Source organism: Nocardioides anomalus (assembly GCF_011046535.1).
Classification (GTDB): Bacteria; Actinomycetota; Actinomycetes; order Propionibacteriales; family Nocardioidaceae; genus Nocardioides; species Nocardioides anomalus.
Map to the genome: position 1 here is coordinate 1,971,867 of NZ_CP049257.1, position 24,978 is coordinate 1,996,844.

The window sequence follows — 24,978 nt, forward strand, 5'->3', positions numbered from 1 at the left end:
TGGCGGCATGAAGCTGGGTCTGCAGCTGGGCTACTGGGGCGCGCAGCCCCCGGCGAACCACGGCGACCTGGTCGCCGCGGCCGAGGAGTCCGGCTTCGACGCGGTCTTCACCGCCGAGGCCTGGGGCTCCGACGCGTTCACCCCGCTGGCCTGGTGGGGCCGCGAGACCTCCCGCGTCCGCCTCGGCACCTCGATCGTCCAGATGTCCGGGCGCACGCCGACCTCGATCGCCATGCACGCCCTCACCCTCGACCACCTCTCCGGCGGCCGGGTCGTGCTCGGCATGGGCGTGAGCGGGCCGCAGGTCGTCGAGGGGTGGTACGGCGAGCCGTTCAGCAAGCCGCTGGCCCGCACCCGCGAGGTCGTCGACATCATCCGCCAGGTGCTGGCCCGCGAGGCCCCGGTCACCCACGCCGGCCCGCATCACCCGCTGCCCTACACCGGCCCCGGCGCGACCGGGCTCGGCAAGCCGCTCAAGCCCATCACCCACCCGCTGCGCGCCGACCTCCCGATCTGGCTCGGCGCCGAGGGCCCGAAGAACGTCGCCCAGACCGCCGAGATCGCCGACGGCTGGATCCCGATCTTCTACACCCCGAAGTCGGCCGGCATGTACCAGCCCTGGCTGGACGAGGGCTTCGCGCGCCCCGGCGCCCGGCGTACCCGCGCCGACTTCGAGATCGCCGCCACCTGTCACCTCCAGGTCGTGGCCGACGCGACCGAGAAGGCCGCCGTCGTCGACGCCATGCGGCCCTTCGTCTCGCTCTACATGGGCGGCATGGGCGCGCAGGAGATGAACTTCCACAACCAGGTCTTCGTCCGCATGGGCTACGAGGACCTCGCCGCCGAGGTGCAGAAGCTCTACCTGAACGGCGACAAGGACCGCGCCACCGCACTCATCCCCGACGAGCTCGTCGAGGACATGCACATCATCGGGACCGCGAGCGAGGTCAAGGAGAAGGTCGCCCAGTGGGAGGAGACCGGCGTGACGACGTTGCTGCTGTCCTTCGGCCGTGCGGAGGAGATCCGCGCCGTCGCGGAGCTGCTCGCCTGAGGGCTCCGGACCGGACGCGAGCGTAGCCTCGTCGGGGTGCAGCCGCTCCGTGCCTCCGTCGCCGCGCTGGTCGGCGTCGCGCTGCTGCTGACCGGGTGCCACGCCGACGACGGCCGGGCCGTGCCGGAGCCCGCCGCCCCGGCCGCCCAGCCCGTGGTCATCGACGTCACCACCCTCCCGCTGGGTCCGCCGACGCTGGTGCCGACGCTGGTGGACGGCACGCTGACCTGGCGGGGCACGACGGTGCGGACGTCGTTCCCGGCCCAGGCCGTCCACGCCGAGATCCTCGGGGCGGTGGACGGGCGGCCGGTGGTGACGGCGTACGTCGAGGACGGCGAGGACTCCGGCGACCGGTTCTTCTCCCTCGCGGCCGACGGCTCGGTGCGGCGGCTGGGGGCGACCTACCAGACCTACGACTACGGACCGCGGCTGGTCGCGAGCACCGGCCACGTCTGGGCCCAGCACACCGATCGGACCTCGCCGCTGACGTTGTGGGAGGTCGACGCCCGGACCGGCGAGCAGCTCGCGGTCTACCACCGCCGCGCACCGCACGACCTGGCGCCGGCCGACCAGGCCCTGGTCGACGCGTGGGTGCACCGGCGGCGCGCCGCGCCCGAGACCGAGGACCGGACCCACGACGGTGCGCTCAAGGCGAGCGTGCGGACGCTGACCCTGGGGACCGGGTCGTCCGTGCCGGCGGTGGTGGTCCGGCGCACGGCGGACCGCGCGGAGCTGGCGCGTTTCCCCTTCGCCGTCGACGACCTGACCGGGAGCGTCGACCGGGTGGTCTTCGAGGACGACGAGCACGTGCTCGCGCTCGTCACGCTCTCCTCCACGCGTCGCCACGGCACCCGGCAGGCCGTGGTCCGCTGCGGGGTGGCGACCGGCGCGTGCGAGCGGGTCACCGAGGTCAGCGGGCAGGTGGCCCTCGGCGTGGTCCGGCCGCGCTTCTACCCCTGAGCGGTGCCTCGCCGGCGCGCTCTCAGAAGCCGTACGTCGCGGCGGCGTGCCCGCCCCAGAAGCCCGGCTGGTCCGCCGGGCCGCCGACCAGCCCGGTGAGGGTGGCCACGAGCTCGGCGTAGCCGCCGCCCATGGTCTCGATGGGCATGTTGCTGCCGAACAGCAGCCGGTCGGGGCCGAAGGTGGCCAGGGCGCCCTCCACCCAGGGGCGCAGGGTGTCGGCGTCGAGGGTCATCAGGACCATGCCGAGCCCGGAGAGCTTGCACACCATGTCGCTCTCGCCCGCCAGCCGCGCCATGGCGGCGCGCCAGGGCCCGAGGTCGTCGGCGGACTCGGGCCACCCCGTGTGCTCCAGGACCACGCGCAGCCCGGCGTACGGCTCGAGGGCGCGCAGCCAGACGTCGGCCTGCGCCGGGTGGCTGACCAGGTCGAGGACTTTGTCGTGCTCGGCCAGCCAGGCGAGGACCACGGGCACGGCGGGGGAGTCGGGCTCGAAGCCGTAGAGCACCCGGACGCCCGCGAACCGGTCCGAGGCCGCCTGCCGGTCCAGGTCGGCCCGGATCGCGGCGGCGTCGAGGGCGGGGTCGACGGTGCCGACCAGCCGTACGTCGACGCCGTGCTCGGCGGCCTGCGCCTCGACCCACGCGGCCTCGTCGAGGTAGGTGTGCGGGGCGGTCACCGCCGAGACGTGCACGAAGCCGTCGACGGTGAACGGCGCGGCCGCCCGGTGGTCCTGCGCCGTGAAGTCGCGGTTGAAGCCGTCGCCGGCCCCCGGCGGCAGCGCCTCCGCCCAGGCCGGGAGCCCGGGGTACCAGGGGTGCTCACTCGGCCGCCACCAGTGAGCGTGCGCGTCGATGATCCTGCTCGCCTCGGGAACCGCCACCTGCGCAGCGTAGGGGAGCATGGCCGCATGACGACGTACGGCGTGCTCGGGGTCGGCTCGATCGCGAAGGCCGTCGTCACAGGCCTCTGCGAGGGGGTCGCGGCGCCGCCCGAGCTGGTGCTGTCCCCGCGCGGCGCCGCCACGGCGGCCGCCCTGTCCGGTCGCTACGAGACGGTTCGCGTGGCCGAGGACAACCAGGCCGTGCTCGACGCGGCCGACGTGGTGCTGGTCTGCCTGCGCACGACCGACACCGACGTGCTCGCCGACCTCACCTGGCGGCCCGACCACGTGGTGGTGAGCGCGACGGCGGCCCTCGGCGTGCCGCGGCTGCTCGCGCTGGTCGCGCCGGCCACCCGGGTCTGCCGCAGCGTGCCGATGCCGCCGGTGGCCGAGCGCGCCGGGCTGACCGCGGTGCACCCACCGCTGCAGGAGGCGCGCGCGCTCTTCGACCGGCTCGGCTCGACGCTCGAGGTCGAGGAGGTCGCTGCCTACGAGGCCCTCTCGGCGACCTCGGCCACGCTGTCCGGCTTCTTCGGCTACCTCGCCACCCAGACCGCGTGGCTCCAGCGGCAGGGGATCGGGGCGGAGGACGCGCGGAGCTACGTCGCCGCGACGTACGCCGGCGCGCTCGGCCAGCTCGAGGGTGGCGCGGGCTTCGACGAGCTGGCCGCGGAGTACGCCACGCCCGGCGGCGTCAACGAGCAGGTCGCGCGGGAGCTGCGCGAGTCCGGGGCGTACGTCGCGCTCGACCGCGCCCTCGACGGCGCACACCACCGACTGGCCACGGAGTAGCAGCGGTGCGCGGCACCTGGGACGACGTCAACCGCCGGCTGGTCGGCGCCCTGCTGGCCCTGGACCTGCACGACGCCCTCGTGCTCCGCGCGCACGCCGAGGCCAAGCGCGGGCTGTTCCGCAAGGCCCCGGAGCCGCGCCGCTACGCCCAGGTCACCGCGGCGCGGACCGTGCTGATCGCCGAGGTCTGGCCGGTCACCGGCGACCAGCGCGCCGCGCTGCTGCGCGCCGGCTGGGAGGAGCCGTGGCAGGACGGCGACACCGCGCTGTCCCGCCAGACCTCGCTGGCCGGCGCGCCCCAGCTGGCCCTCGCCGTGGTCCGGGCGCTGCAGGCGCTCGGCACCGAGGTCGCCGACGTCGACGTCGCGCTCGTCCGCGAGGAGCCGGACGACTAGGAGCGCACGTGCATGCGCTCGCCCTGCGGTCCGAAGAGGCCGATCATCTCCACCGGCACGTCACCGCGGTTGGCCACCACGTGCGGTGTCCGGGTGTCGAACTCCACGACCTCGCCGGCGCCGAGCTCCAGCTCCTTCGTGCCCAGGACCAGGAACAGCCGGCCGGAGAGCACGTAGAGCCACTCGTAGCCCTCGTGGGTCGCCGGCTCGTACGGCGGTCGCGGGTCGTGCGCCGGGATCACGACCTTGTAGGCCTGCACCCCGCCGGGCCGGCGGGTCAGCGGGATGAAGGTCCGGCCGTGCCGCGTGAACGGCTTGGCCCGCACCCGCGGGTCGCCGGTCTCCGGCGCGTCGACCAGCTCGTCGAGCGGCACCTGGTAGGCGCGGGCCAGGGGCAGCAGCAGCTCGAGCGTGGGCTTGCGCTGCCCGGACTCCAGCCGCGAGAGCGTGCTGACCGAGATCCCGGTCGTCTCCGACACCTGGGCCAGCGTGACCGCGCGCTCCGAGCGCAGCGCCCGCAGCCGCGGGCCGACGGCGTCCAGCACCTCCTGCACCGGGCCAGTTTGCCAGAACGGCAACAGGAGTTGTCGGTGCGGCGACGGCACCGCAGGCTGGAGCCATGAGTCACGAGCACCAGCACGAGCCGACAGCTGAGCCCGGCCCCGACTACTTCGAGTCGTCGAGCTGGGAGGAGCGGTACGCCGGGCCGGAGTCGGTCTGGAGCGGCGACGCCAACCCGCAGCTGGTCGCCGAGGCCGGCCGGCTGACGCCGGGCACCGCCCTCGACGTCGGGTGCGGCGAGGGCGGCGACGTGGTCTGGCTGGCCCGGCAGGGCTGGCGGGCGACCGGCGCGGACTTCTCCGCCAACGGCCTGGCCCGCGCGGCCCGGCACGCCGAGGAGGCCGGAGTGGGCGAGCGCTGCGACTGGTGGCAGGTCGACGCCCGGAGCTTCGACCCCGCCGGCCGCACCTGGGACCTGGTCACCACCCACTTCCTGCACCCGCCGGACCACGGCATCGTGGAGGTCACCCGCCGGCTGGCCGGGGCGGTCGCAACCGGCGGCCACCTGCTCGTCGTCGGCCACTCGCCCCACGCGCACCACACCCAGCTGACCGACAGCCACCGCCGCGCGATGTGGACTGCGGAGGAGCTGCTGCCCGGCGTACCCGACGGCTTCGAGGTCCTCGTCGTCGAGCAGCGACCCCGCGTCGCGGTCCGGGACGGTCACGAGCTCGAGATCCAGGACTCGACGCTGCTGGTGCGCCGCCCCGGCTGACGCGGCTGATTGCCCAGAACTGGAACACGTTCTAGTCTCGGCCGCATGACCGGCGACCCCGCGGACCTCGCCGACCCGATGCGGGTCGGGACCCACAACGGCCACGTGTTCGTGGCGGCGCTGAGGCGCAGTCGGACCAAGCCGGTGATCCACCTCGGCGACACGACGCTGACCGGTCAGGAGGTCGCCGACCGGATCAGCCAGTACGTCCAGGCGTTCGAGGCGCTGGACGCCGGGACCGGCTCCGGCGGCGCCCTGCTGGCGCTCAACCGGCCCGAGGTGCTGTTCATCCTCGGTGCGGGCCAGACCCAGGGCTACCGGCGTTCGTCGCTGCACCCGCTCGGCTCCCTGGACGACCACGCCTACGTCATCAACGACGCCGAGATCAGCACGCTGATCGTGGACCCGGTGTTCGTGGACCGGGCCGTGGGGCTGCTGGACAAGTGCCCCGGCCTCAAGCAGGTGCTGACCATCGGGCCGGTGCCGGAGGCGCTCAGCGCGGTGGGCAAGGACCTCGTCGCCGAGGCCGCGAGGCACGACGCCCGCCCGCTCGAGGCGGCCGTGCTGCCGCCGGACCACATCACCTCGATCGTCTACACCGGCGGGACCACCGGCAACCCCAAGGGCGTCATCGGCATGGTCCAGGCGTTCACGACCATGCAGCAGATCCAGCTGGCGGAGTGGGAGTGGCCGGAGAGCCCGCGGTTCCTGCTCTGCACGCCGCTGAGCCACGCCGGTGCGGCGTTCTTCGGGCCGACGGTGATCAAGGGCGGCTCGCTGTACGTCACCTCGCGCTTCGACCCCGCCGAGGTGCTCGAGGTGATCGAGCGCGAGAGGATCACCGCGACCATGCTGGTCCCGAGCATGCTCTACGCAATGATGGACCACCCGGACTCGCGCACCCGCGACCTGAGCAGCCTGGAGACGGTCTACTACGGCGCCAGCGCGATCAACCCGGTCCGGCTCAAGGAGGCCATCGACCGGTTCGGGCCGATCTTCGCCCAGTACTACGGCCAGTCCGAGGCCCCGATGGTGATCACCTACTTCGCCAAGGACGACCACGTCAGCGGCGGCGACGAGCGGTTGAGCAGCTGCGGCAAGCCCTCGGCGTTCATCCGCACCGCGCTGCTGGACGAGGACGGCGACCCGGTCGAGCCGGGGCAGCCCGGGGAGATCTGCGTGGCCGGCCCGCTGCTGTGCGGCGGCTACTGGAAGCTGCCGGACGCCACCGCCGAGACCTTCCGCGACGGCTGGATGCACACCGGCGACGTGGCGCGCGAGGACGAGGACGGCTTCTGGTACATCGTCGACCGCACCAAGGACATGATCGTGACCGGCGGCTTCAACGTGTTCCCGCGCGAGGTCGAGGACGTCGTCGCCCAGCACCCGGCCATCGCCCAGGTCGGCGTCATCGGCACGCCCGACGAGAAGTGGGGCGAGGCCGTCACCGCGATCGTCGTGCTCCGCGCCGGCCACGAGCTCACCGACGACGTGGTCCGCGAGATCCAGGACATGGTCAAGGAGCGCAAGGGCTCGGTCCAGGCGCCCAAGCAGGTCGTCGCCACCGAGGCCCTCCCGCTCACCGGGCTGGGCAAGCCGGACAAGAAGGCGCTGCGGGCGCAGTACTGGACGGGCGAGCGGAGCGTTGGCTGAGGCCGTGAGCCGGTACGCCGCGCTCTCCCGCGAGCAGCTCGCGGTCCTGGTCCCCGAGTTGCTGCTCGTCGGGCAGCTGATCGACCGGTCCGGGATGGCGTGGTGCATCGCGGCGTTCGGCCGCGAGGAGATGGCCCAGATCGCCATCGAGGAGTGGGCCGCGTCCTCGCCGGTCTACACCCGGCGGATGCAGCGGGCGCTCGGCTACGCGCCGTCCGAACCCGGGCAGGGCGACGTGGTCACGATCTTCAAGGGGCTGCAGCTCGACATCGGGGCGCCGCCGCAGTTCATGGACTTCCGCTACACCGTGCACGACCCGTGGCACGGCGAGTTCCACCTCGACCACTGCGGCGCGCTCATGGACGTCGAGTCGATGGGCGAGGACTACGTCCGCTCGATGTGCCACGACATCGAGGACCCGACCTTCGACGCCACGGCGTTCGCCTCGAACCCGCACGCCCAGGTGCGGCCGGTCCACCGGCCACCGCGACGGGCCGACGAGCGGGCGGCCGACGGGCGCCCGCACTGCGCGTGGACGGTCACCATCGACCCGGCGCACGAGCCGGCCGAGCCGGTCCCAGCCCTCGCGCAGGTCGCCGCGTCGCGGGCCGCGGGCCTGGAACTCGACCCGGTGGTGCCGTCGGGGGAGGGCCGCGCGGACTACGCCGGTGCGCTCGTCTCGGACCTGGACTTCCGCGCCTTCTCGCACGGGGCCCTCGTGCGCATCGCCGACGAGGTCTGTCTGCAGATGCACCTGCTCGACCTGGCCTTCCTGCTCGCGGTCCGGGCCCGGGCCGCCTCGCCCGAGCAGGCCGAAGAGATCGCCACGAAGCAGCTGGTCGGCATCGCCGGCGTCGCCGCCGCGCGGATCTCCGCCGCCCTCGGCACCGGTCCGCTCGCGACCCTGGCCCTGCACCCGCTGCTCAACCCGGCGGCGTACGTCGTCACGTCGTCCGGCCCCGACTCGCTCACCGTCACCGCCTCGCCCGCCCACGAGGACGGCGGCTGGCTGTCGCTCTGCGGGCCCGGTCGCACCCGGCCCCTGCAGGCCGCGCTGCGGGCGGTCGACCCGCACCTCGACGTGTCGGTCGAGGGCACGGACACCGACTGGACGGCGACCGTCGTGCGCCGTGACCAGCCCGCGCCGGTGGCCGAGGAGGTGGCCGTGACGCGGTTCAGCACGGGCGCCGGCTTCGCCTTCGAGCCGCGCCGGTCGCTGCCGATCACCCCGGTCTAGCGCGACCACCCGCCCGTGCCGGTGCGGAACGGGCACCACGGGTACGGCGGCGTGAGCAAGGCGCTGCTCGCGTCGCTCTTCCTCATCCCGCTCAGCGGGCTCGCCCTGCTGCTGAGCGGCGAGGACGACTGGCTCCCGCTGCACGTCGCCGCGCACGTGATCTTCTTCGTGGTGGCCCCAGACCGGTCCCAGCGGTCTCCCAGAGCACTCCCAGCGCTCGCCCGCAGGCTTCCCGACGAGAACCGCACTCCGAAGGGACAACCTGTGTCACCCACGCACCGACGGCTCCGCGCGACCGTCTCCGGCCTCGTCCTCGGCCTGGCCGCCTCCGCCCTCACGCTGGCGCCCGGCGCCCTGCCCGCCGCCCAGGGGGCGACGGGCGGCGGCTCGATCGTCTACGTCAAGGACTTCAACGTCTGGATCACCGACGGCGACGGGAGCGTCCAGCGGCAGGTCACGACCGGCGGCACGGCCGCGGACCCGTGGCAGTCCCCGACCCAGTCCGACGCGGGCGTGGTGGTCGCCCACCACAGCGGCCTCATCTACCGGATGAACCAGCGCGGCGAGGTCTTCAACACCATCGACCCGCCGGCCCTCCCGGACACGCTGGGCAACCGGCTCGAGGGACGCGACCTGACCGAGACCGCCATCTCGCCGGACGGCAGCAAGATCGCCTACACCTACTTCAAGTTCTCCTACGGGGAGAAGCGGTGGACCACCGCGTTCACCGACGCCGGCGGGCTCTCCGACCCCCAGCAGTGGGGGCTCGCCTTCTACGACAAGCCGTCGTGGGTGACCAACAGCCGGGTGGTCCTCAACCACTGGTACCGCAACAAGACCCACCTCTACGACCTGGGCCAGCGCGACACCGCCTGGTTCGACGAGCGCTTCTACGCCAACCCGGCCAAGGAGCTCTCCGACCTGGAGGTCTCGCGCGACGGTCGCTGGGTCGTCGGGGTCCGGGGCGACGTCGGCGACCAGTCGGTGGTCGTCCTGCCGACCGGCGGGGACGTCCTGACCAGCACCTCGCCGTGGACCCCCACCCCGTCCACCCGGTGGTGCGACATCTCGCTGGCGGACGGCGACGTGCACGAGCCGACCGTCGCCCCCGACGGGTCGACCCTCGCCTGGGCCGAGCCGACCGGCATCTACCGGTCCAGCGACATGGACTGCGACGACGAGACCCGGTTCGACGTCCTCGTCGCGGCGGGGGGCTCGGACCCGAGCTGGTCCGCCGCCGCGGTCGGCCAGACGCCCGACGTGCCGAAGGCCCAGCCCCAGCACCTCACCGTGTCGAAGGCCGCCGCGGTGGCCGGCCGGGCGCGCGTGGGGAAGGTCCTCACGGTGAAGCCGGGCAGCTGGGTGCCGGCGCCCACGACCGTCACGATCCGCTGGACCCGGGACGGCAAGCCCATCAAGAAGGCGACCAAGGCGCGATACCGGGTGACCCGCAAGGACCGCGGGCACAAGATCGCCGCCCAGGTCGTCGCCACCCGGGAGGGCTGGCTGCCCACGATCACCGTGACCAAGGCGGTGAAGGTGCGGCGCTGAGCCGTCACACGACGGACGTGGGGAGGGCTCAGCGCCCCCGGAACACCGCCGGCCGCTTCTCGGCGAAGGCGCGCGGGCCCTCCTTGGCGTCCTCGCTGGCGAACACCGCGGCGCCGACGCGGGCGTCGTCGGCCCAGCAGTCGTCCTCGTGCCTGCCCTCGGAGTCGCGCATGGTCTTGAGGATGGCCTGGACGGCGAGGGGGCCGTTGGCGGCGACCTGGTCGGCGAGCTCGCGGGCCTTGGCCAGCGCCTGGCCGTCGGGTACGACGTGGCCGATGAGGCCGAGCTCCTTGGCCTCGGGCGCGAGCACGTGGCGGCCGGTGAGCAGGAGGTCGGCGGCGACGGTGTAGGGGATCTGGCGCACGAGCCGGACGGCGGAGCCGCCCATCGGGTAGAGCGACCAGCGGGCCTCGCTGATGCCGAACGTCGCGGACTCGCCCGCCACCCGGATGTCGGTGCCCTGGAGGATCTCGGTGCCGCCGGCGATCGCCGGCCCCTCGACGGCCGCGATGAGCGGCTTGGTCAGCCGGAAGCCCTTGAGCAGCGGCTTGATGACGGTGGGGTCGTACGAGCCGTCCTCGAAGGACTCGCTCGGGGGCTTCTCGTGGGCGGCCTTGAGGTCCATCCCGGCGCAGAAGTAGCCCCCCGCGCCGGTGAGGACGCAGACCCGGATCGAGTCGTCGGCGTTCACCCGGTCCCAGGCGTCCGACATGATCGCGAGCATCTCGCCGGAGAGGGCGTTGCGGCGCTCGGGACGGTTCATGGTGACCACGAGGGTGTGGCCGTCCTGCTCGACGAGACAGTGCGGAGCAGAGCCGTCGTTGCTGGTCACAGCGGTGAGCGTAGCCAGAAACGAGAACGTGTTCTAGTCTGCGGACCGTGGCGCTGAACATCGCTGACCTCTTCGAGCACGCCGTCGACGCAGCCCCCGACAACCTGGCCCTCAAGGTCGGCGACCGGACCGCGACGTACGCCGACCTGGAGCGCGACAGCAACCGGCTGGCGCACTTCCTGGCCGACCGCGGGGTCCGGGCGGGCGACCACGTCGCGGTCTACAGCAAGAACTCCATCGAGCACGTCGTGGCCGTGCTGGCCACGGTCAAGCTGCGGGCCACGACCATCAACGTCAACTACCGCTACGTCGAGACCGAGCTGGACTACCTCTTCGACAACGCCGACGTGGTGGCGCTGCTCTTCGAGCGTCCGTACGCCGACCTGGTGGCGCGGTGCGCGCCCCGGCACGAGCGCATGCACACCTTCGTCGCGCTGCCGGACGCGACGGACCCGGACGACCAGACGCCGATCGACTCCTTCGGCGGGGTGACGCTCGCCGAGGCGACGCAGGGCCAGAGCGCCGAGCGCGACTTCGACGAGCGCAGCCCCGACGACATCCACATCATCTACACCGGGGGCACCACCGGCTTCCCCAAGGGCGTGATGTGGCGCCACGAGGACTTCTGGCGGGTGCTCGGCGGCGGCATCGACTTCTACACCGGTGAGCCGCTCGAGGAGTTCAGCCAGTCGAAGCAGGCCACCGACCCGCGGATGGTCACCTTCCCGCTGAGCCCGCTCATGCACGGCGGCGCGCAGGCCGGGCTGCTGATGCACCTGTTCGCCGGGCACCTGACGATCCTCGAGCCCAAGTTCGACCCCCGGCGCACCTGGGAGATCATCGAGCGCGAGGGCGTGCAGCTGATCTTCATGACCGGCGACGCGATGGCCCGCCCGCTCATCGAGGAGTACGAGCGCCGGGCCGCCACCGGCACGCCGTACGACGGCAGCTCGCTCTTCGCGATCTCCTCCAGCGCCGCGATCTTCAGCCCGGACGTGAAGAAGCGGTGGATGGACGCGTTCACCGGCGCGGTGTTCACCGACTCCGTCGGGGCGACGGAGACCGGCTTCCAGGGGATGGGGCTGCAGGACAAGGAGCAGATCTCCACCGACGGCCCGGTCGTCGGGCTCGGCCCCAGCAGCGTGGTCATCGACGACGACAACCGGCTGCTCGACCCGGCCGTCGACATCGGCAGGATCGGCCGGCTGGGCCGCGGCGGCAACGTGCCGGTCGGCTACTACAAGGACCCCGAGAAGTCGGCGCGGACCTTCCTGGAGATCGACGGCCAGCGCTACTCCGTCCCCGGCGACTTCGCGCGCATCGAGGAGGGCGGCAAGGTCACGCTGCTGGGTCGCGGCTCCAACTGTGTCAACACCGGCGGGGAGAAGGTCTACCCCGAGGAGGTGGAGATGGCGGTCAAGGCCCACCCGGCCGTCTACGACTGCCTCGTCGTCGGCGTCCCCGACGCGACGTACGGCCAGGCCGTCGCCGCCGTCGTCGAGCTGCGCGAGGGCGCGTCGCTGGAGCTGGAGGAGCTGCGGGACTTCCTGCGCACGCACCTGTCCGGCTACAAGCTGCCGCGCTCGCTCACCCTCGTGCCCCAGGTGCCGCGCAACGCCACCGGCAAGGCGCAGTACCCCGCAGCCAAGGAGATGGCCCTTGCGAACGTCCCTGTGTGACACCTTCGGGATCGACTACCCGATCTTCGCCTTCACCCCCTCCGAGCACGTCGCCGCGGCGGTCTCGCGCGCCGGCGGCCTCGGCGTGCTCGGCTGCGTGCGCTTCAACGACACCGACGAGCTCGAGCGGACTCTGACCTGGCTGGACGACAACACCGACGGCAAGCCGTACGGCGTCGACATCGTCATGCCCATGAAGATCCCCACCGAGGGCACCTCGGCCGACCTGTCGGCGTACATCCCCGAGGACCACAAGCGGTTCGTCGACCAGACGCTGCTCGAGCTCGGCGTCCCGCCGCTGCCCGAGGGCGAGGGCCGCGAGGGCGTGCTCGGCTGGCTGCACTCCGTGGCGCGCAGCCACCTCGACGTGGCCCTCAACCACCGGCCCGTGCTGATCGCCAACGCCCTCGGCTCGCCGCCGGTCGACGTCATCGAGAAGGCCCACGAGCACGGCGTCAAGGTCGCGGCCCTGGCCGGCGCGGCCAAGCACGCGCTGCGCCACGTGGAGAACGGCGTCGACATCATCGTGGCCCAGGGCTACGAGGCCGGCGGCCACACCGGCGAGGTCGCCTCGATGGTGCTGACGCCCGACGTCGTCGACGCCGTCGGGCCCGACGTCCCCGTCCTCGGCGCCGGCGGCATCGGCTCGGGGCGCCAGGTCGCCGCCTCGCTCGCCCTCGGCGCGCAGGGCGTGTGGACCGGCTCGATCTGGCTCGGCACCGAGGAGTACCGCAACCTCGCCTCCAACCGGGGCTGGGAGACGGCCTTCCTCCGCGCCACCTCTTCCGACACCGTCCGCACCCGCATCTACACCGGCAAGCCGGCGCGCCTGCTCAAGACGCGGTGGACCGAGGCGTGGGCGTCGCAGGACGCCCCCGAGCCGCTGCCCATGCCGCTGCAGAACCTCCTCGTCGCCGAGGCCCACAACCGCATCAACGCCTCCCACGACCCCGACGTCATCTCCATGCCGATCGGCCAGGTCGTCGGGCGGATGAACGCCGTGCGCCCCGTCGCCGACGTGGTGGCCAGCCTGGTCGAGGAGTACGACGAGGCGGTGGCCCGGCTGGAGACCTACCGCAAGTAGCCCAGCAGCGCCCGTGCGACCTCCTCGGGCGCCTCCTCGGCCTGGTGGTGCCCGCTGTCCACGACCCGGTGGGTGAGCGGCTGCTCCAGCCACGGCGCCCAGATCGCGGCCGGGTCGCCGTGGATGTCCAGGTCGTCCCGGGCCGACTCCAGCAGCATCGTCTGGCAGGCGATCCGCCGGCCCGCCGCCCGGTCGGCCTCGTCGTGCGCGCGGTCGACGCCAAGGCCCGCGCGGTAGTCCTCGCACATCCCGTGCACCACCGCGGGGTCGCGGAGGGCGGCCCACACGTCGGCGTGGTTCTCCGGACCGAGCTGCTCCGGCGGCGGGGTCGCGTACCACCCGTCGGGATCGGCGCTGATCACCCGCTCGGCCGGCTTCTCGGTCTGGCCCAGGAACCACCAGTGCCACCACGCCTGCGCGAACCGCGCGTCCGTCCGCTCGAGGTGCTCGACCAGCGGCAGCCCGTCCATGACCACCAGCCGGGTCACCGCGCCGGGGTGGTCGAGCGCGGTCCGGTACGCCACTGCCGACCCGCGGTCGTGGCCGACCACGGCGAACCGCTCGTGGCCGAGGTGCGCCATCAGCGCCACCACGTCGCCGGCCATCGCCCGCTTCGACGACTGGCTGTGGTCCGGCCGGTCGGGCGGCAGCGTCGAGCGGCCGTAGCCGCGCAGGTCCGGGCAGACCACCGTGTGCTCGGCGGCGAGCAGCGGCGCCACCGCGTGCCAGGTCGTGTGGGTGCGGGGGTGGCCGTGCAGCAGCACCACCGGGCTCCCCGAGCCGCCGTGGCGCACCCGCAGCGTCACCTCGTCGACGTCGACGTGCTCGAGGGTGAACCCGGGGAAGGAGGTGTCCGGCACGGACGCGCGGTACCCGTCCCCGGCCGGCGACGGGCACCCGGCCAGTGTGGTGCGGCACCCGGGCGCTGCGCCTGGGCTCCGGGGCTCAACCGGTTGATCGCCACCGGCTGCGGCGTGGGTGGTGCCCGCTCTCCCGGAAGCACCGTCGCGTCCCCGCCTCTGGATCCCGCGCCACGTCCTCGAGCTGAACGCCGAGGAGGTCACCGGCCGCTGCGAGGGCGGGACGGCCCGGCTCCGGTCGGCTGCCCGGCGCACCGCTGCGCTACTGGACCTGACTCGCGTCCCAGGTCCGCAGCCGCGGCCACCACCCGGGCACCGCGGCGCGGTAGCGCTCGTACGACGCACCGAACCGGTCGGCCAGCCGCGGCTCCTCGTAGCCCTTGACGAAGCCCACCACCGCGACGAGGAACACCACCAGCCAGATCGCGACGCCGGCGCTGCGGAACAGCAGCGCCTGACCGGCGACGGCGGCGGCCACGCCGAGGTACATCGGGTTGCGCACGAAGCGGTAGAGGCCGCCGACGACCAGCTCCTCGGTGGGCAGGACCGGGGCGGGCGTGCCGCGCCCCTCGGTGACGAAGCGCGCGAAGCAGGCGACGACGGCGGCCGCGCCGAGCGCCACCAGCGCGACGCCGAGCACGCCGGGTGGTCCGAGGTGCGGGTGGGCCCAGCCGGTCACGAGCCACGGGACCAGGGCGGCGTTGCCTCCGGGCGCGACGACGAAGAACACCACGGTGCCCAGCGCCGCCCGCACGGTCTCAGTCTGTCGCCGGTGTCCAGCCCAGCGCCGGGCCGAGGTGCTCGGCCAGGTCGGTCAGGATCTGCTCGTAGTCCTCGGGCCGGAAGCTGAACGGCAGCGCGAAGGCGACCTCGTCGACGCGCCGGAAGCCGGCGTGGGCGGACAGCTGCTCGGCGAGCTCGGCGGAGGTGCCGACCAGGTCGGGGGAGAAGAGCATGCCGGGGCCCTGGAGGGTGCGGGTCCGGGGCAGGCGCGCGGCGGCGTACGCGCGGTAGCGCTCCGCCTGGTCGGCGGTGGCGGAGTCGGTGGGGATGACCACGAGCCCCTGCGAGACCCGGCCCTCGGGGTGGCGGTCGCGGAAGGCGTCGATCTGCTCGGCCTGCACCTCGGGGAAGTCGGTGCGGCCGTCCTCGGGCTTGAGCACGCTGCTGGTCAGGAAGTTCATCCGGTGCTCGCCCGCCCACTGGGCCGAGCGCAGCGAGGCGCCGCCGTACCAGAGCCGCTCGCGCAGCCCGGCGGAGTGCGGCTCGACGCGGTCCGACCACTCCTCCACGATGCCCTCGGGCCCGCGGAACGTCGTCGCGGGCGAGCCCTCGACGAAGCGCAGCAGCCGCTCGACCCGCTCGTAGGTGAAGTCCTCGGCGTCGGCGGTGTCGGGGTAGAGCGCGGCTCGTACGTCGTCCCAGTGCATCGGCGGGCCGACGCTGACGCCGGGGTTGAGCCGGCCGCCGCTGAGCACGTCGACGGTGGCCAGGTCCTCGGCCAGGCGGAGCGGGTTCTCCCAGCCGAGCGGGATGACCGCCGTGCCGAGCTCGATGCGCGAGGTGCGCTGGGTCGCGGCGGCGAGCACGGCGACCGGCGAGGAGATGCCAAACTGCAGGTGCCGGTGGCGCACCCACGCGCTGTCGAAGCCGAGCCTCTCGCCGAGCTCGATGATCCCGAGCGTGGTCTCGTGGCCCGCCGCCGGCGCGGCCGGGTCGAAGAGCCCGATGGTCAGGAAGCCGAGCCTGCGCAGCGCCACGCCTCGATTGTGGCTCAGAACCCGTCGGTCTTCTGCAGCGGCTTGGGCCGGCCGTCCGGGTCGTGCAGGAACAGGTACGCCGGGAGCGCGAGCGCGCGGGCCGCCGGCGAGACCTCTGGGGGCTCCAGCTTGCGCAGCCGCCCGCGCGGGCGCGGGCCGACCCGACCGCCGGCGTGCCAGGCGTCGAGCGCGGCCGCGCACTCAGCGTAGGCGCGGAACATGCCCTCCGGGCTGACGCAGTCGTCCAGGGGGTCGGTCCGGTCCAGGTGCTCGCCGGCCAGGCGCAGTCGCAGCGTCCGCGCGTACTCACCGGCGGTGTCCAGCACGACCGCGGACAGCTCGGAGTCGTGCGTCCAGGAGCGGCGGTTGAAGTTGTCCGAGCCGATGGTGGTCCAGGTGTCGTCGACCATGCAGGTCTTGGCGTGCACGTAGATGGGCGTGCCCTCGGCGTTCTCGATGCCGTAGACGGCGACCCGGTCCGGCGCCGTGCGGGCCATGTCGAGCATCGCGCGCCGCCGGCCGACCATCTGCGCGGTGCGCTGGAAGCCCTCCACGTCGGGGTGCATCGGCACGACGGCGATGACGTGCAGGTCGGGGTGCCGGCCCAGCGCCTCGGTGAAGACGTTGCCGACGTGGTCGCCCCAGAGGTACTGGTCCTCGACGTAGACCAGGTGCCGGGCCCGCTCGACCGCCTTGGTGTAGCCGCGCGCCACGCTGCGCTCGCCCCCGCGCGCGAAGGCGTAGTCGCGGCCCTGGCGCAGGTTCGGGTAGGTCCGCAGCAGTTGCACGACGTGCGTCGCGCCCTCCACCGGCGGGGGCGGCGGCGCCTGCTCCGGCAGCGGGTCGGGCTCGGTGTCCAGGCCGCGGAGCTTGTCGCGCAGGAGGATGACCGGGCTGTGGCTGAGCGTGGTCGGGTCCTCCCACCGCTCGCGGAAGACCGTCTCCACGTCGTGCACCGCCGGCCCCTGGATGGCGGCCTGGAGGTCGTGCCAGGGCGGCGTGGCGCCGTACTCCTCGGCCATCGCGTCCAGCGGCTGCGGGTCGCCGCGGTGCTCGGCGTCGTCGCGGCGCGAGTGGCACAGGTCGATGCCGCCGACGTAGGCGATGTCGCGGGTCGGGTCGTCGCCGTGCCGGATCACGACCATCTTCTGGTGGTGCGAGCCGCCGGTGCGCACCCGCATGTCGAGGATCGCCTCGACGCCGCGCTTCTGCAGGGTCCGGCCGAGGCGGAGGTTCTCGTCGGCGGTGAAGCCGATCGCGCTGGAGTGCGAGCGCCACACCAGCCCGCGCACGTCCACGCCACGCTCGTCCGCCCGCCCGAGCACCTCGGCGACCTCGCTGCCCGGCTCGTCGGTGAGCCGCTCGTCGGCGTCGCCCTGCCAGTCGGTGAAGAAGATGAGGTCGCCCGGCCGGGTCGCCTCGATGCGCTCGTACAGCTCGGCGAAGTACGTCGCCCCGTGGACGAGCGGGCGGACCAGGTTGCCCTCCGACCACGCCTGCTGGCCCGGGTGCTGGTCGTCCAGCCGCGTCGCGGGGTTTCCCCGCTCGTCCTGGGTGAGCAGCCAGTCGGTGAGGGCGGGGTCGGGCACGTCTCCCACAGTGCCCGATCCGGTCCTGCGGGTACCGCCCGGGCCGGTCCGGACCCGAGAGGAGCCCCGTGTACGCCGACAACCGCCCCTGCCAGGTGTGTGGCGCCGAGGTCGAGCTGCGCGCCCGCACCGCCGACGACATCGGCGACACCGAGGGTGCCGCCGCGCCCGACGCCACGGTGGACGAGCGCGTCTGCACCCACGCCGACTGCCCCACCCGCCGCGGCGAGGGCCAGCCCTAGCCCGCCCGCCGCAGCCGGTGCCAGGGGCCCTCGATCACGCAGGTGACGCCCGGGTACTGCACGTTCACGAACAGCCGCGACCCGTCCGGCGACCAGCGCGGCCCGGCCATCTCGCTCGCGCCGTACTTCCCAGGCCCCGGGTAGTCGTCGGGCGCCCAGTAGTGCAGGTCGAGCGGCTCGATGACCTGGGCCAGGTCCACGATCCGGCCCCGCGGCGTCAGCACGCGCAGGAAGTTGGTGCCGCCGGGGTCCTCGCCGTCGCCGTCCTCGGCCATCACCACCAGGTCGCGGCGACCACCCGCCTCGATGGCGTCGGGCTGGTTGAGGACGGTGGCACTGCGCGACTCGAACAGCAGCGTGAGCCGACCGCGGTGGTCGCCGCGCGGCTCGTAGCGCCAGACCTGACCCTGCCCGGCGTCGCCGGCCTCGCTGGCCAAGAAGACCACGCCGCCGTCGTGCCACGCGGCGCCCTCGAGGCCGTAGAAGCGCGCGCCGCCCAGCCGGCGGCCCTGGAGGTAGACCGCTCCCGGCTCGTCCTCGGCGTCAGAGGGGTCCGGGTGCTTGATGTCCACCCAGTGGCACGGCAGCGACTCGCCGACGCGCTGGCCCGAGGCGGTGTCGTAGCGCGGCTCGCCGGTGATCGCGAGCATCTGCAACCGGCCGCCGCGGTGCAGCTTCCCGGGCCGGTCGGGCAGGTAGCGGTAGAACCCGTCGCCCGGGTCGCCGTTGTCCTCGGTCATGTAGACCACGCCGGTGCGCGGGTCGATCGGTGCGCACTCGTGCTCGAAGCGGCCCATGGCCCGGATCGGCTCGGGCCGGACCGGCCGGGTGGCGTCGGCCGGCACCTCGAAGACGTAGCCGTGCGGCTTCTCGAAGCCCGCGCCGGTGCCGTCGGTGGTCTCCTCGCAGGACAGCCAGGTGCCCCACGGCGTTGGGGAGCCGCTGCAGTTGCTGAGCGTGCCGTTGAGGACCAGGAAGCTCTCGAGCAGGCCGCCGGTCGCGCTCCAGCGGCTGGACGTGACACCGCCCGGCGCGGCACGGTCGTACGCGCGCTCGCCGCCGATCGAGCGCTGGGCGGCACCGGGGATGTCGAGGTCGACCTCGTGGTTGCGCAGCAGCCGCAGCTCGCCGCGGGTGCCGGTCCGGAAGAGCGCCTGCCCGTCGTGGCAGCCGGGCGTCGCCAGCCCGTCGCTCATCGGCGTCCCTGCACGGCCGAACGTCGTGTAGCTGAACCCCTCGGGCAGGGCCAGCTCCGGCCCGGCCGGGCGGAGGGGCCCGAGGGGCTCGACCGCGCGCGGCTCGGCCGCCTCCGCGGTGTCGGACCAGGGTCCGCCGAGCGCTCCGGCCAGTCCGGGGCCGACCAGGCCGAGGCCGGCCAGGGCGAGCAGCTGGCGGCGGCTGGCGGCGGGGGTGAGGTGCGGGTGGGGATCGGTCACGGCCGGACGCTAGGGGCGCCCGGCGGCGCGGTGCTGAACGCCGGGTGAAGGTCAGCCGTCGAGTGGGCTCAGGTGCGTGCGGTCAGGTAGTAGCACGGCACGGCGGCGCCGTCGCCGTAGCCGTCGGGGAGGTACGGCGCCGGCCCGGTCAGGTCCTCCAGGTGCCAGAGCCCGTCCGCGGTGAGCCGCTCGACCACCCCGGCGCAGTCCCGGTCGTGCCACAGGTCCTCGCGCTGGGTGACCACCACCAGCCCGCCCGGTCGCACCACCCGGGCCAGCTCGCGCCAGAACGCCTCGACCTCGGGCAGGTAGGTCATCACCCCGACGCACACGGCCGCGTCCGCGCTGTCGTCGGCCACCGGCAACGGCCGCTGGAGGTCGGTCCGCTCGAGCGCGTCGTACCCGCCGGCCTCGCCCGCCAGGTCCAGCGACGCCTGCGACAGGTCCAGGCCGACCAGTCGGCCGGCGTACCCCTGCGTGCGGAGCTCGCGCCCGACCAGCCCGGTCCCGCACCCGACGTCGAGGACGTCGGCGGCCTCGGGGTGTCGGTTCCGCACGGTCCGGGCCACCACCACCGGCGCCTGGTAGGACCACGACGCCAGGTCGTCGTCGTAGCTCGCCGCCCACGCGTCGTAGCGCTCGGCGACCGCGCCCGGCTCGCTCGGGTCCGCGCTCAGCCAGTCGCTGATCGGGACGTCGTTGCCGGCCACCCGGTCAGGGTCCCACACGGGGCGGGCCGGGACGCGGCGGCAGCGTGCACGACGGCCACCGCGCCGGTGTGCCGGTGAGACGCAGGTCCGCAAGCCTGATCAGGCGGTCGCGTCGGTTCCGCGGCACAGTGGTGGCGTGGCGATGAGCGACGCGGTGGCCCGGATCCTCGACCTGGCCCAGGCCGCCCTCGACGACCCCGGCGTGGGTGCCGACGAGCTGGCGGCGCGGGCCCACCTCTCGCGGTTCCACTTCGACCGGCTGGTCTCGGCCAGCGCGGGCGAGCCGCCGGGTGCGTTGCGTCGGCGGGTGCTGCTCGAGCGTGCGGCGCACCGCCTGACCAGTCGAGCCGACCGCACCGTCCTGGACATCGCGGTCGAGGCCGGCTACGGCTCGAACGAGGCGTTCACCCGGGCCTTCGCCCGGGCCTACGGCACGACGCCCTCGGCGCTGCGGGCCGACCCTCCACCGACGTTCCGCGATCTCGAGCTCGCCGCGCCCAGCGGTGTCCACTTCCACCCACCTGGCGGGCTGCGCCTGCCGGCCACCCACAAGGAGAACGGCATGGACCTCATCCAGCACCTGGTCGACCACCACGTCGCGTCACTGGCGGCGATCATCGAGGCCGCTGCCGACCTGACGGACGACGTCCTCGACCAACCCATCACGCAGTCGGTCGAGGGCGTCGACGACGACCCGACCCTGCGAGGTCTCATCAACGGCATGGTCACCCAGGAGGAGCACTGGCTGTCGGCGTTGCGGGGTGGCGGGTGGCCGGACGAGAGTGACCAGTCCATGGCCGGCCTGGCTGCGCGCCACGAGGTGGCGGGCCGTGACTACCGCGCGTTCGTGGCGGGCGCCGTCGCCGACGCCGCGATGGCCGACACCTTCGTCGACACGACGTGCGAGCCTCTGGTCGCCCACAGCCTGGGCGGCACCATCGCCCACGTGATCACCTTCGGTGCGGTGCGGCGGACGATGGCCGTCGGCGCGCTCTGGTCCGCGGGCAAGCGGGACTTCGACCGGGCGGATCCGCGTCCCCTACATCGACGCCCTGGCCGGGTAGCGCTCCTCAGGTCGGGGCCGGAACGGCCCGCTCACGCCTCGGCCGGCACGGCGTACGCCGTCCCGCGCTCCTCGCGCACCCACAGCACGCCGTCGCCGGCGGTGGCGCCCTGGCGGATCAGCTCGCGCTTGAGGACCTTGTTGGTCGCGGTCTGGGGGAGCGTGGCGGCGATGCGCACGTAGCGGGGCCGCCCCTTGCCGGGCAGGTCGCGCTGCTCGTCCAGGAACGCCTCGAGCTCGGCGGGCGTGAGCGCGGCGTCCTCGTGCAGCACCAGGGCGGCCATGACCTGGTCGCCGACGCCGCCCGGGTCGGGCACGGCGTACACGGCCACGAGGGCGACCGCGGGCAGGCGCTGCAGGATGCGCTCGAGGGGCGCGGCGGCGAGGTTCTCGCCGTCCACGCGCATCCAGTCGGCGGTGCGGCCGGCGAGGTAGATCCAGCCGTCGGAGTCGCGGTAGGCGAGGTCGCCGGACCAGTACATCCCGTGGCGCAGCCGCTCGTCGTTGGCGCCGGCGTCGTTGTAGTAGCCCTGGAACATGCCGCCGCCCTGGGTGTTCACCAGCTCGCCGATGGCCTCGTCGGGGTTGAGCAGCACGCCGTCGGGGGAGAGCTCGGCGACCGCGCACTCCTCGAGGCGCACGGAGTCGTAGATCGCGACGCCGTCGAAGCCCTGGCCGATCGACCCGGGCGGGGTGCCCTCGGTGCGGGTGACGATGACGGCGGACTCGGTGGAGCCGAAGCCGTCCATGACGTGGCACCCGAAGCGTCGCGCGAACTCCGCGATGTCGCGGTCGCTGGCCTCGTTGCCGAAGGCGGTGCGCAGCGGGTTGTCGGCGTCGTCCGGCCGCTCGGGCGTGGCCAGGACGTAGGCCAGCGGCTTGCCGACGTAGTTGAGGTACGTCGCGCCGTAGCGCCGCACGTCGTCCAGCAGGCGCGAGGCGGAGAACGTCGCGGGCACGACGCACGCGCCGCTGGTGAGGGCCACGGCCCAGCCGGCCACCACGGCGTTGGAGTGGAACAGGGGCATCGAGACGTAGCAGACGTCGTCGGCGGTGATCTGGAACCGGTCGACCAGGTGCGCGCCGGAGAACAGCGGGAACAGGTGCGGGACCTGCACGGCCTTGGGCTCTCCGCTGGTGCCGGAGGTGAAGATCATCATGAAGGTGTCCATGGCGCCGGCCTCGGCCCGCGGCACCAGGACCGCTTCCGCGGAAGAGGGTTCCGCTTCCAGGGAAGCGATGTCGAGCGAGCCCGGGACGAGGTCCGCGTGCTCGGCGTTGCTCAGCACCAGCCGGCAGTCCGAGCGCTGGACGTCGGCCAGGAGCGCGTCGCCGCGGCGGGTGGTGTTGAGCCCGACCAGCACGTAGCCGCCCAGGGCCGCGGCCGCCATCGCGGTCAGCATGTCCGGGGTGTTGCCCAGGACCACGCCGACGTGCGGCGGCCGGTCGGGGTCGAGGCGCTGCAGGACGGCGGCGGCGTGCGCGGAGGCCCCGGCGACGTGCTCGCGCCAGGTCCAGGTCCGGTCGCCGCAGCGGACCCCGGGCCGGTCGTCCTCGCCGCGCTCGCGCAGCAGCTGCTGCAGGGTCTCGGCCACGATGCGGCTCAGGCCGGCTCGGCGGCCAGGGTCCGACCGATGTGCAGCGCCTGCTCGGTGCTCCCGCCGTGCAGGAACTCGAAGCGCTTGGCCGCGGTGAAGTAGCGGTGGGCCTCGCCGTCCAGGTCGATGCCCACCCCGCCGTGCACGTGCACGGTGGTGTGCGCGATCCGGTGCCCGGCATCGGCCGCCCACAGCTTGGCCACCGCCACCTCGGTGTCGGCGGGCAGCCCCTCCGCGAGCCGCCACGCGGCCTGCCACAGGGTCAGCCGCTGCCCGAGCGTGTCGATGTAGCCGTCGGCCAGTCGCTGCGACACGGCCTGGAAGGTCCCGATCGGCCGGCCGAACTGCTCGCGCGTCTTGCTGTACGCCGCGGTGAGGGCGAGCGCCCCCTCGCAGACCCCGAGCTGCTCGGCCGCGGCGGCGAGCAGCACGAGGTGTCGCAGCCGGTCGTACGCCGCGCCGTCGGCCGGACCGACGACCCGGTCGCCGTCCAGCGCGACGCCCGCCAGGTCGAGGCGGGCGACCCGGTCGCCGCCGGAGAACGGCAGCGGGGTGACCGTGACACCGGGGTCGTCGGGGAGCACGACGTACACGCCGACCGTGGCGCCGGTCCAGGCCGGGACCAGGAAGGCGTGCGCGTCGGCGCCGGCGGGGACGACCACCTTGGTGCCGTCGAGGACGTGGTCGGCCGAGGCCGTCGTCGTCGGCCGCGCGGGCGCGTGGTCGCGCTCCTCGGCCAGGGCCACGGTCAACAGCGTCGACCCGTCCGCGCTCAGCCACGGCGAGCCGGGGGAGTGCTCGGCCAGGAACCGCGACGCGGGGCCGTGGGCGGCCAGCGGCACCGGGGCGACGACCCGGCCCGCCTCGACGAGCACGCGGCACAGCTCGACCAGCCCGAGCCCGGAGCCGTCGGCCTCCTCGGGCAGCCAGAGCCCGAGCAGCCCGGCAGCGCCCAGCTCGCCCCACAGCTCCCCGTCGAAGCGCGAGCCGCCGGCCTCGACCGCCTTCTGGCGCTCGTTGGTCGCCCGGTCGCCCAGGATCCTGGCGGCCAGGGCGGCCGCCTCGTCCTGCTCGGGGGTGAAGGTGAAGTCCATCGATCTCTACCTCTTCGCCGCGGGCAGCCCGAGCCCGACGTAGCCGATGATGTCGCGCTGGATCTCGTTGGTGCCGCCGCCGAAGGTCATGACCAGGGCCGAGCGGTAGAACCGCTCCACCCGCCCGGCCAGCACCGCGCCGTCCGAGCCGGCCGGCAGCAGCGCGGCGGGGCCGATGACCTCGGTGAGCGTGCGGTAGACCTCGGTGGCCAGCTCGGAGCCGTAGATCTTGGTGGCCGAGGCCTCGGCGGGGGAGAGCGCGACCCCCGTGTCGGCGTCCGAGGCGAGCTTCCAGTTGATGAGCGTGAGCGCCTCGATCTGGGCGTGGGCGCGACCCAGCGCGACCTGGACCCACTCGGTGTCGATCACGCGCGAGCCGTCGGGGTTCTTGGTCTGCTGCGCCCACTCGCGCACCAGCTTCAGCGACAGGGTCAGGGGCGCGGACGAGGTGAGCGAGACCCGCTCGTGGTTGAGCTGGTTGGTGATGAGCGGCCAGCCGCCGTTCAGCTCGCCGACCAGGTTGGACGCGGGGACCCGCACGTCCTCGTAGTACGTCGCGCTGGTCGACACCCCCGCCACGGTGTGCACCGGCGTGTAGGAGAAGCCCTGAGCCGAGGTCGGCACCAGGATCATCGAGAGCCCCTTGTGCCGGGGCAGGTCGGGGTCGGTGCGGCAGGCCAGCCAGATCCAGTCGGCGTACTGGATGAGCGAGGTCCACATCTTCTGGCCGTTGATCACCCACTCGTCGCCCTCGCGCACCGCCCTGGTCCCGAGCGAGGCGAGGTCGGTGCCGGAGCCGGGCTCGGAGTAGCCGATCGAGAAGTGCAGGTCGCCGGCGAGGATCCTGGGCAGGAAGTACGCCTTCTGCTCCTCCGTGCCGTAGCGCATGATCGTCGGGCCGACGGTGTTGAGCGTCAGGTACGGCACGGGCACGCCGAAGTCGGCGGCCACGTCGGTGAAGACGAGCTGGTCGAGCACCGAGCGGTCCTGGCCGCCGTACTCCGCGGGCCAGCCGATCCCGAGCCACCCGTCGGTGCCCAGCTGCTTGATCACCGCCTTGTAGACGCCGGCCTCGCCGAACTCGCCGGTGGCCGACGCGAGCCCCGCCTTGACCTCGGGCGTGACCAGGGCCGCGAAGTAGGCCTGGAGCTCCTCCTTGAGGGCGACCTGCTCGGGGTCCAGGGCGATGCGCATGGCGCGAAACTACCCTGAAACTGGAACGTGTTCTAGTCT

Annotated in this window: 23 protein-coding genes and 1 pseudogene; 12 read left to right on the forward strand and 12 right to left on the reverse strand. The window is 73.7% G+C overall.

What is annotated here, in order from left to right; all coding sequences use genetic code 11:
* Positions 1 to 7 precede the first annotated feature (7 nt).
* Complete coding sequence (locus G5V58_RS09995) at positions 8 to 1,051, forward strand: LLM class F420-dependent oxidoreductase (protein WP_165231789.1); 1,044 nt, start codon at positions 8 to 10, stop codon at positions 1,049 to 1,051.
* Between the two features lie 36 nt (positions 1,052 to 1,087).
* Positions 1,088 to 2,011: a hypothetical protein gene (locus tag G5V58_RS10000; protein WP_165231792.1), complete on the forward strand. Its 924-nt coding sequence runs from the start codon at positions 1,088 to 1,090 to the stop codon at positions 2,009 to 2,011.
* 22 nt (positions 2,012 to 2,033) lie between these two features.
* On the opposite strand, the gene G5V58_RS10005 is transcribed toward G5V58_RS10000, so the two are convergent.
* A complete protein-coding gene (locus tag G5V58_RS10005; protein WP_165231795.1) occupies positions 2,034 to 2,894 on the reverse strand; it encodes an amidohydrolase family protein in 861 nt (286 codons plus the stop codon).
* A gap of 27 nt (positions 2,895 to 2,921) precedes the next feature.
* Between G5V58_RS10005 and G5V58_RS10010 the strand changes: the two genes are divergently transcribed.
* The gene (locus G5V58_RS10010) at positions 2,922 to 3,686 is read left to right on the forward strand and encodes an NAD(P)-binding domain-containing protein (RefSeq protein WP_165231798.1); all 765 of its coding nucleotides are present in this window, start codon (positions 2,922 to 2,924) and stop codon (positions 3,684 to 3,686) included.
* 5 nt (positions 3,687 to 3,691) lie between these two features.
* The gene (locus tag G5V58_RS10015) at positions 3,692 to 4,081 is read left to right on the forward strand and encodes a TY-Chap domain-containing protein (RefSeq protein WP_165231801.1); all 390 of its coding nucleotides are present in this window, start codon (positions 3,692 to 3,694) and stop codon (positions 4,079 to 4,081) included.
* On the opposite strand, the gene G5V58_RS10020 is transcribed toward G5V58_RS10015, so the two are convergent.
* Positions 4,078 to 4,635 carry a helix-turn-helix domain-containing protein gene (locus tag G5V58_RS10020; protein ID WP_230487244.1) on the reverse strand — a complete coding sequence of 186 codons (558 nt, stop codon included), beginning with the start codon at positions 4,633 to 4,635 and terminating at the stop codon, positions 4,078 to 4,080. The two genes, G5V58_RS10015 and G5V58_RS10020, sit on opposite strands and share 4 nt — an antisense overlap.
* A gap of 65 nt (positions 4,636 to 4,700) precedes the next feature.
* Here G5V58_RS10020 and G5V58_RS10025 point away from each other — a divergent pair, with 65 nt between their 5' ends.
* From G5V58_RS10025 to G5V58_RS10040, 4 genes are read left to right on the forward strand one after another with little or no spacing between them, the layout of a single operon-like run.
* Positions 4,701 to 5,357 carry a class I SAM-dependent methyltransferase gene (locus G5V58_RS10025; RefSeq protein WP_165231807.1) on the forward strand — a complete coding sequence of 219 codons (657 nt, stop codon included), beginning with the start codon at positions 4,701 to 4,703 and terminating at the stop codon, positions 5,355 to 5,357.
* 45 nt (positions 5,358 to 5,402) lie between these two features.
* Positions 5,403 to 7,010 carry a fatty-acid--CoA ligase FadD8 gene (gene fadD8, locus G5V58_RS10030; RefSeq protein WP_165231810.1) on the forward strand — a complete coding sequence of 536 codons (1,608 nt, stop codon included), beginning with the start codon at positions 5,403 to 5,405 and terminating at the stop codon, positions 7,008 to 7,010.
* A 4-nt stretch (positions 7,011 to 7,014) separates the two neighbouring features.
* Positions 7,015 to 8,247 (forward strand): hypothetical protein, encoded by a 1,233-nt coding sequence (locus G5V58_RS10035; protein ID WP_165231813.1) that lies wholly within the window; start codon positions 7,015 to 7,017, stop codon positions 8,245 to 8,247.
* Positions 8,248 to 8,262: 15 nt separating this feature from the next.
* Entirely contained in the window at positions 8,263 to 9,798 is a 1,536-nt protein-coding gene (locus G5V58_RS10040) for a PD40 domain-containing protein (RefSeq protein WP_165231816.1), read from the forward strand.
* A gap of 28 nt (positions 9,799 to 9,826) precedes the next feature.
* Here G5V58_RS10040 and G5V58_RS10045 read toward each other — a convergent pair whose 3' ends face one another.
* Positions 9,827 to 10,630: a crotonase/enoyl-CoA hydratase family protein gene (locus G5V58_RS10045; RefSeq protein WP_230487245.1), complete on the reverse strand. Its 804-nt coding sequence runs from the start codon at positions 10,628 to 10,630 to the stop codon at positions 9,827 to 9,829.
* Between the two features lie 47 nt (positions 10,631 to 10,677).
* On the opposite strand from G5V58_RS10045, the gene G5V58_RS10050 reads away from it, so the two are divergent.
* Positions 10,678 to 12,309: an acyl-CoA synthetase gene (locus tag G5V58_RS10050; RefSeq protein WP_165231819.1), complete on the forward strand. Its 1,632-nt coding sequence runs from the start codon at positions 10,678 to 10,680 to the stop codon at positions 12,307 to 12,309.
* Entirely contained in the window at positions 12,290 to 13,393 is a 1,104-nt protein-coding gene (locus tag G5V58_RS10055; protein ID WP_165231822.1) for an NAD(P)H-dependent flavin oxidoreductase, read from the forward strand. The genes G5V58_RS10050 and G5V58_RS10055 overlap by 20 nt, the downstream gene beginning before the upstream one ends.
* Here G5V58_RS10055 and G5V58_RS10060 read toward each other — a convergent pair.
* The 4 genes from G5V58_RS10060 to G5V58_RS10075 all read right to left on the reverse strand — a co-directional run bounded on the left by G5V58_RS10060 (position 13,381) and on the right by G5V58_RS10075 (position 17,602).
* Complete coding sequence (locus G5V58_RS10060) at positions 13,381 to 14,253, reverse strand: alpha/beta fold hydrolase (RefSeq protein ID WP_230487246.1); 873 nt, start codon at positions 14,251 to 14,253, stop codon at positions 13,381 to 13,383. The genes G5V58_RS10055 and G5V58_RS10060 overlap by 13 nt on opposite strands.
* Before the next feature lie 262 nt (positions 14,254 to 14,515).
* Positions 14,516 to 15,007, reverse strand: coding sequence for a methyltransferase family protein (locus G5V58_RS10065; protein ID WP_165231825.1), 492 nt, complete (start codon positions 15,005 to 15,007; stop codon positions 14,516 to 14,518).
* A gap of 4 nt (positions 15,008 to 15,011) precedes the next feature.
* On the reverse strand, positions 15,012 to 16,013 hold the full coding sequence (locus tag G5V58_RS10070; protein WP_165231828.1) for an LLM class flavin-dependent oxidoreductase: 1,002 nt from the start codon (positions 16,011 to 16,013) through the stop codon (positions 15,012 to 15,014).
* A gap of 14 nt (positions 16,014 to 16,027) precedes the next feature.
* Positions 16,028 to 17,602 (reverse strand): phospholipase D family protein, encoded by a 1,575-nt coding sequence (locus G5V58_RS10075; RefSeq protein WP_165231831.1) that lies wholly within the window; start codon positions 17,600 to 17,602, stop codon positions 16,028 to 16,030.
* Positions 17,603 to 17,670: 68 nt separating this feature from the next.
* Between G5V58_RS10075 and G5V58_RS10080 the strand changes: the two genes are divergently transcribed.
* Positions 17,671 to 17,844, forward strand: a complete 174-nt coding sequence (locus tag G5V58_RS10080; protein ID WP_165231834.1) for a hypothetical protein — start codon at positions 17,671 to 17,673, stop codon at positions 17,842 to 17,844.
* Here G5V58_RS10080 and G5V58_RS10085 read toward each other — a convergent pair.
* Positions 17,841 to 19,280 carry an alkaline phosphatase PhoX gene (locus G5V58_RS10085; RefSeq protein WP_230487247.1) on the reverse strand — a complete coding sequence of 480 codons (1,440 nt, stop codon included), beginning with the start codon at positions 19,278 to 19,280 and terminating at the stop codon, positions 17,841 to 17,843. The two genes, G5V58_RS10080 and G5V58_RS10085, sit on opposite strands and share 4 nt — an antisense overlap.
* 68 nt (positions 19,281 to 19,348) lie before the next feature.
* Positions 19,349 to 19,990 carry a class I SAM-dependent DNA methyltransferase gene (locus G5V58_RS10090; RefSeq protein ID WP_165231837.1) on the reverse strand — a complete coding sequence of 214 codons (642 nt, stop codon included), beginning with the start codon at positions 19,988 to 19,990 and terminating at the stop codon, positions 19,349 to 19,351.
* A 142-nt stretch (positions 19,991 to 20,132) separates the two neighbouring features.
* Here G5V58_RS10090 and G5V58_RS25955 point away from each other — a divergent pair.
* Positions 20,133 to 20,399, forward strand: a pseudogene (locus G5V58_RS25955) (helix-turn-helix domain-containing protein); the annotation flags it as partial.
* A gap of 686 nt (positions 20,400 to 21,085) precedes the next feature.
* On the opposite strand, the gene fadD1 reads toward G5V58_RS25955, so the two are convergent.
* Genes fadD1 through G5V58_RS10110 form a run of 3 tightly spaced genes read right to left on the reverse strand, consistent with a single transcriptional unit; the run spans position 21,086 to position 24,939 of the window.
* Positions 21,086 to 22,648, reverse strand: coding sequence for a fatty-acid--CoA ligase FadD1 (gene fadD1, locus G5V58_RS10100; RefSeq protein ID WP_165231843.1), 1,563 nt, complete (start codon positions 22,646 to 22,648; stop codon positions 21,086 to 21,088).
* Positions 22,649 to 22,656: 8 nt separating this feature from the next.
* A complete protein-coding gene (locus tag G5V58_RS10105) occupies positions 22,657 to 23,745 on the reverse strand; it encodes an acyl-CoA dehydrogenase family protein (RefSeq protein ID WP_165231846.1) in 1,089 nt (362 codons plus the stop codon).
* A 6-nt stretch (positions 23,746 to 23,751) separates the two neighbouring features.
* A complete protein-coding gene (locus G5V58_RS10110) occupies positions 23,752 to 24,939 on the reverse strand; it encodes an acyl-CoA dehydrogenase family protein (protein WP_165231849.1) in 1,188 nt (395 codons plus the stop codon).
* Positions 24,940 to 24,978 lie beyond the last annotated feature (39 nt).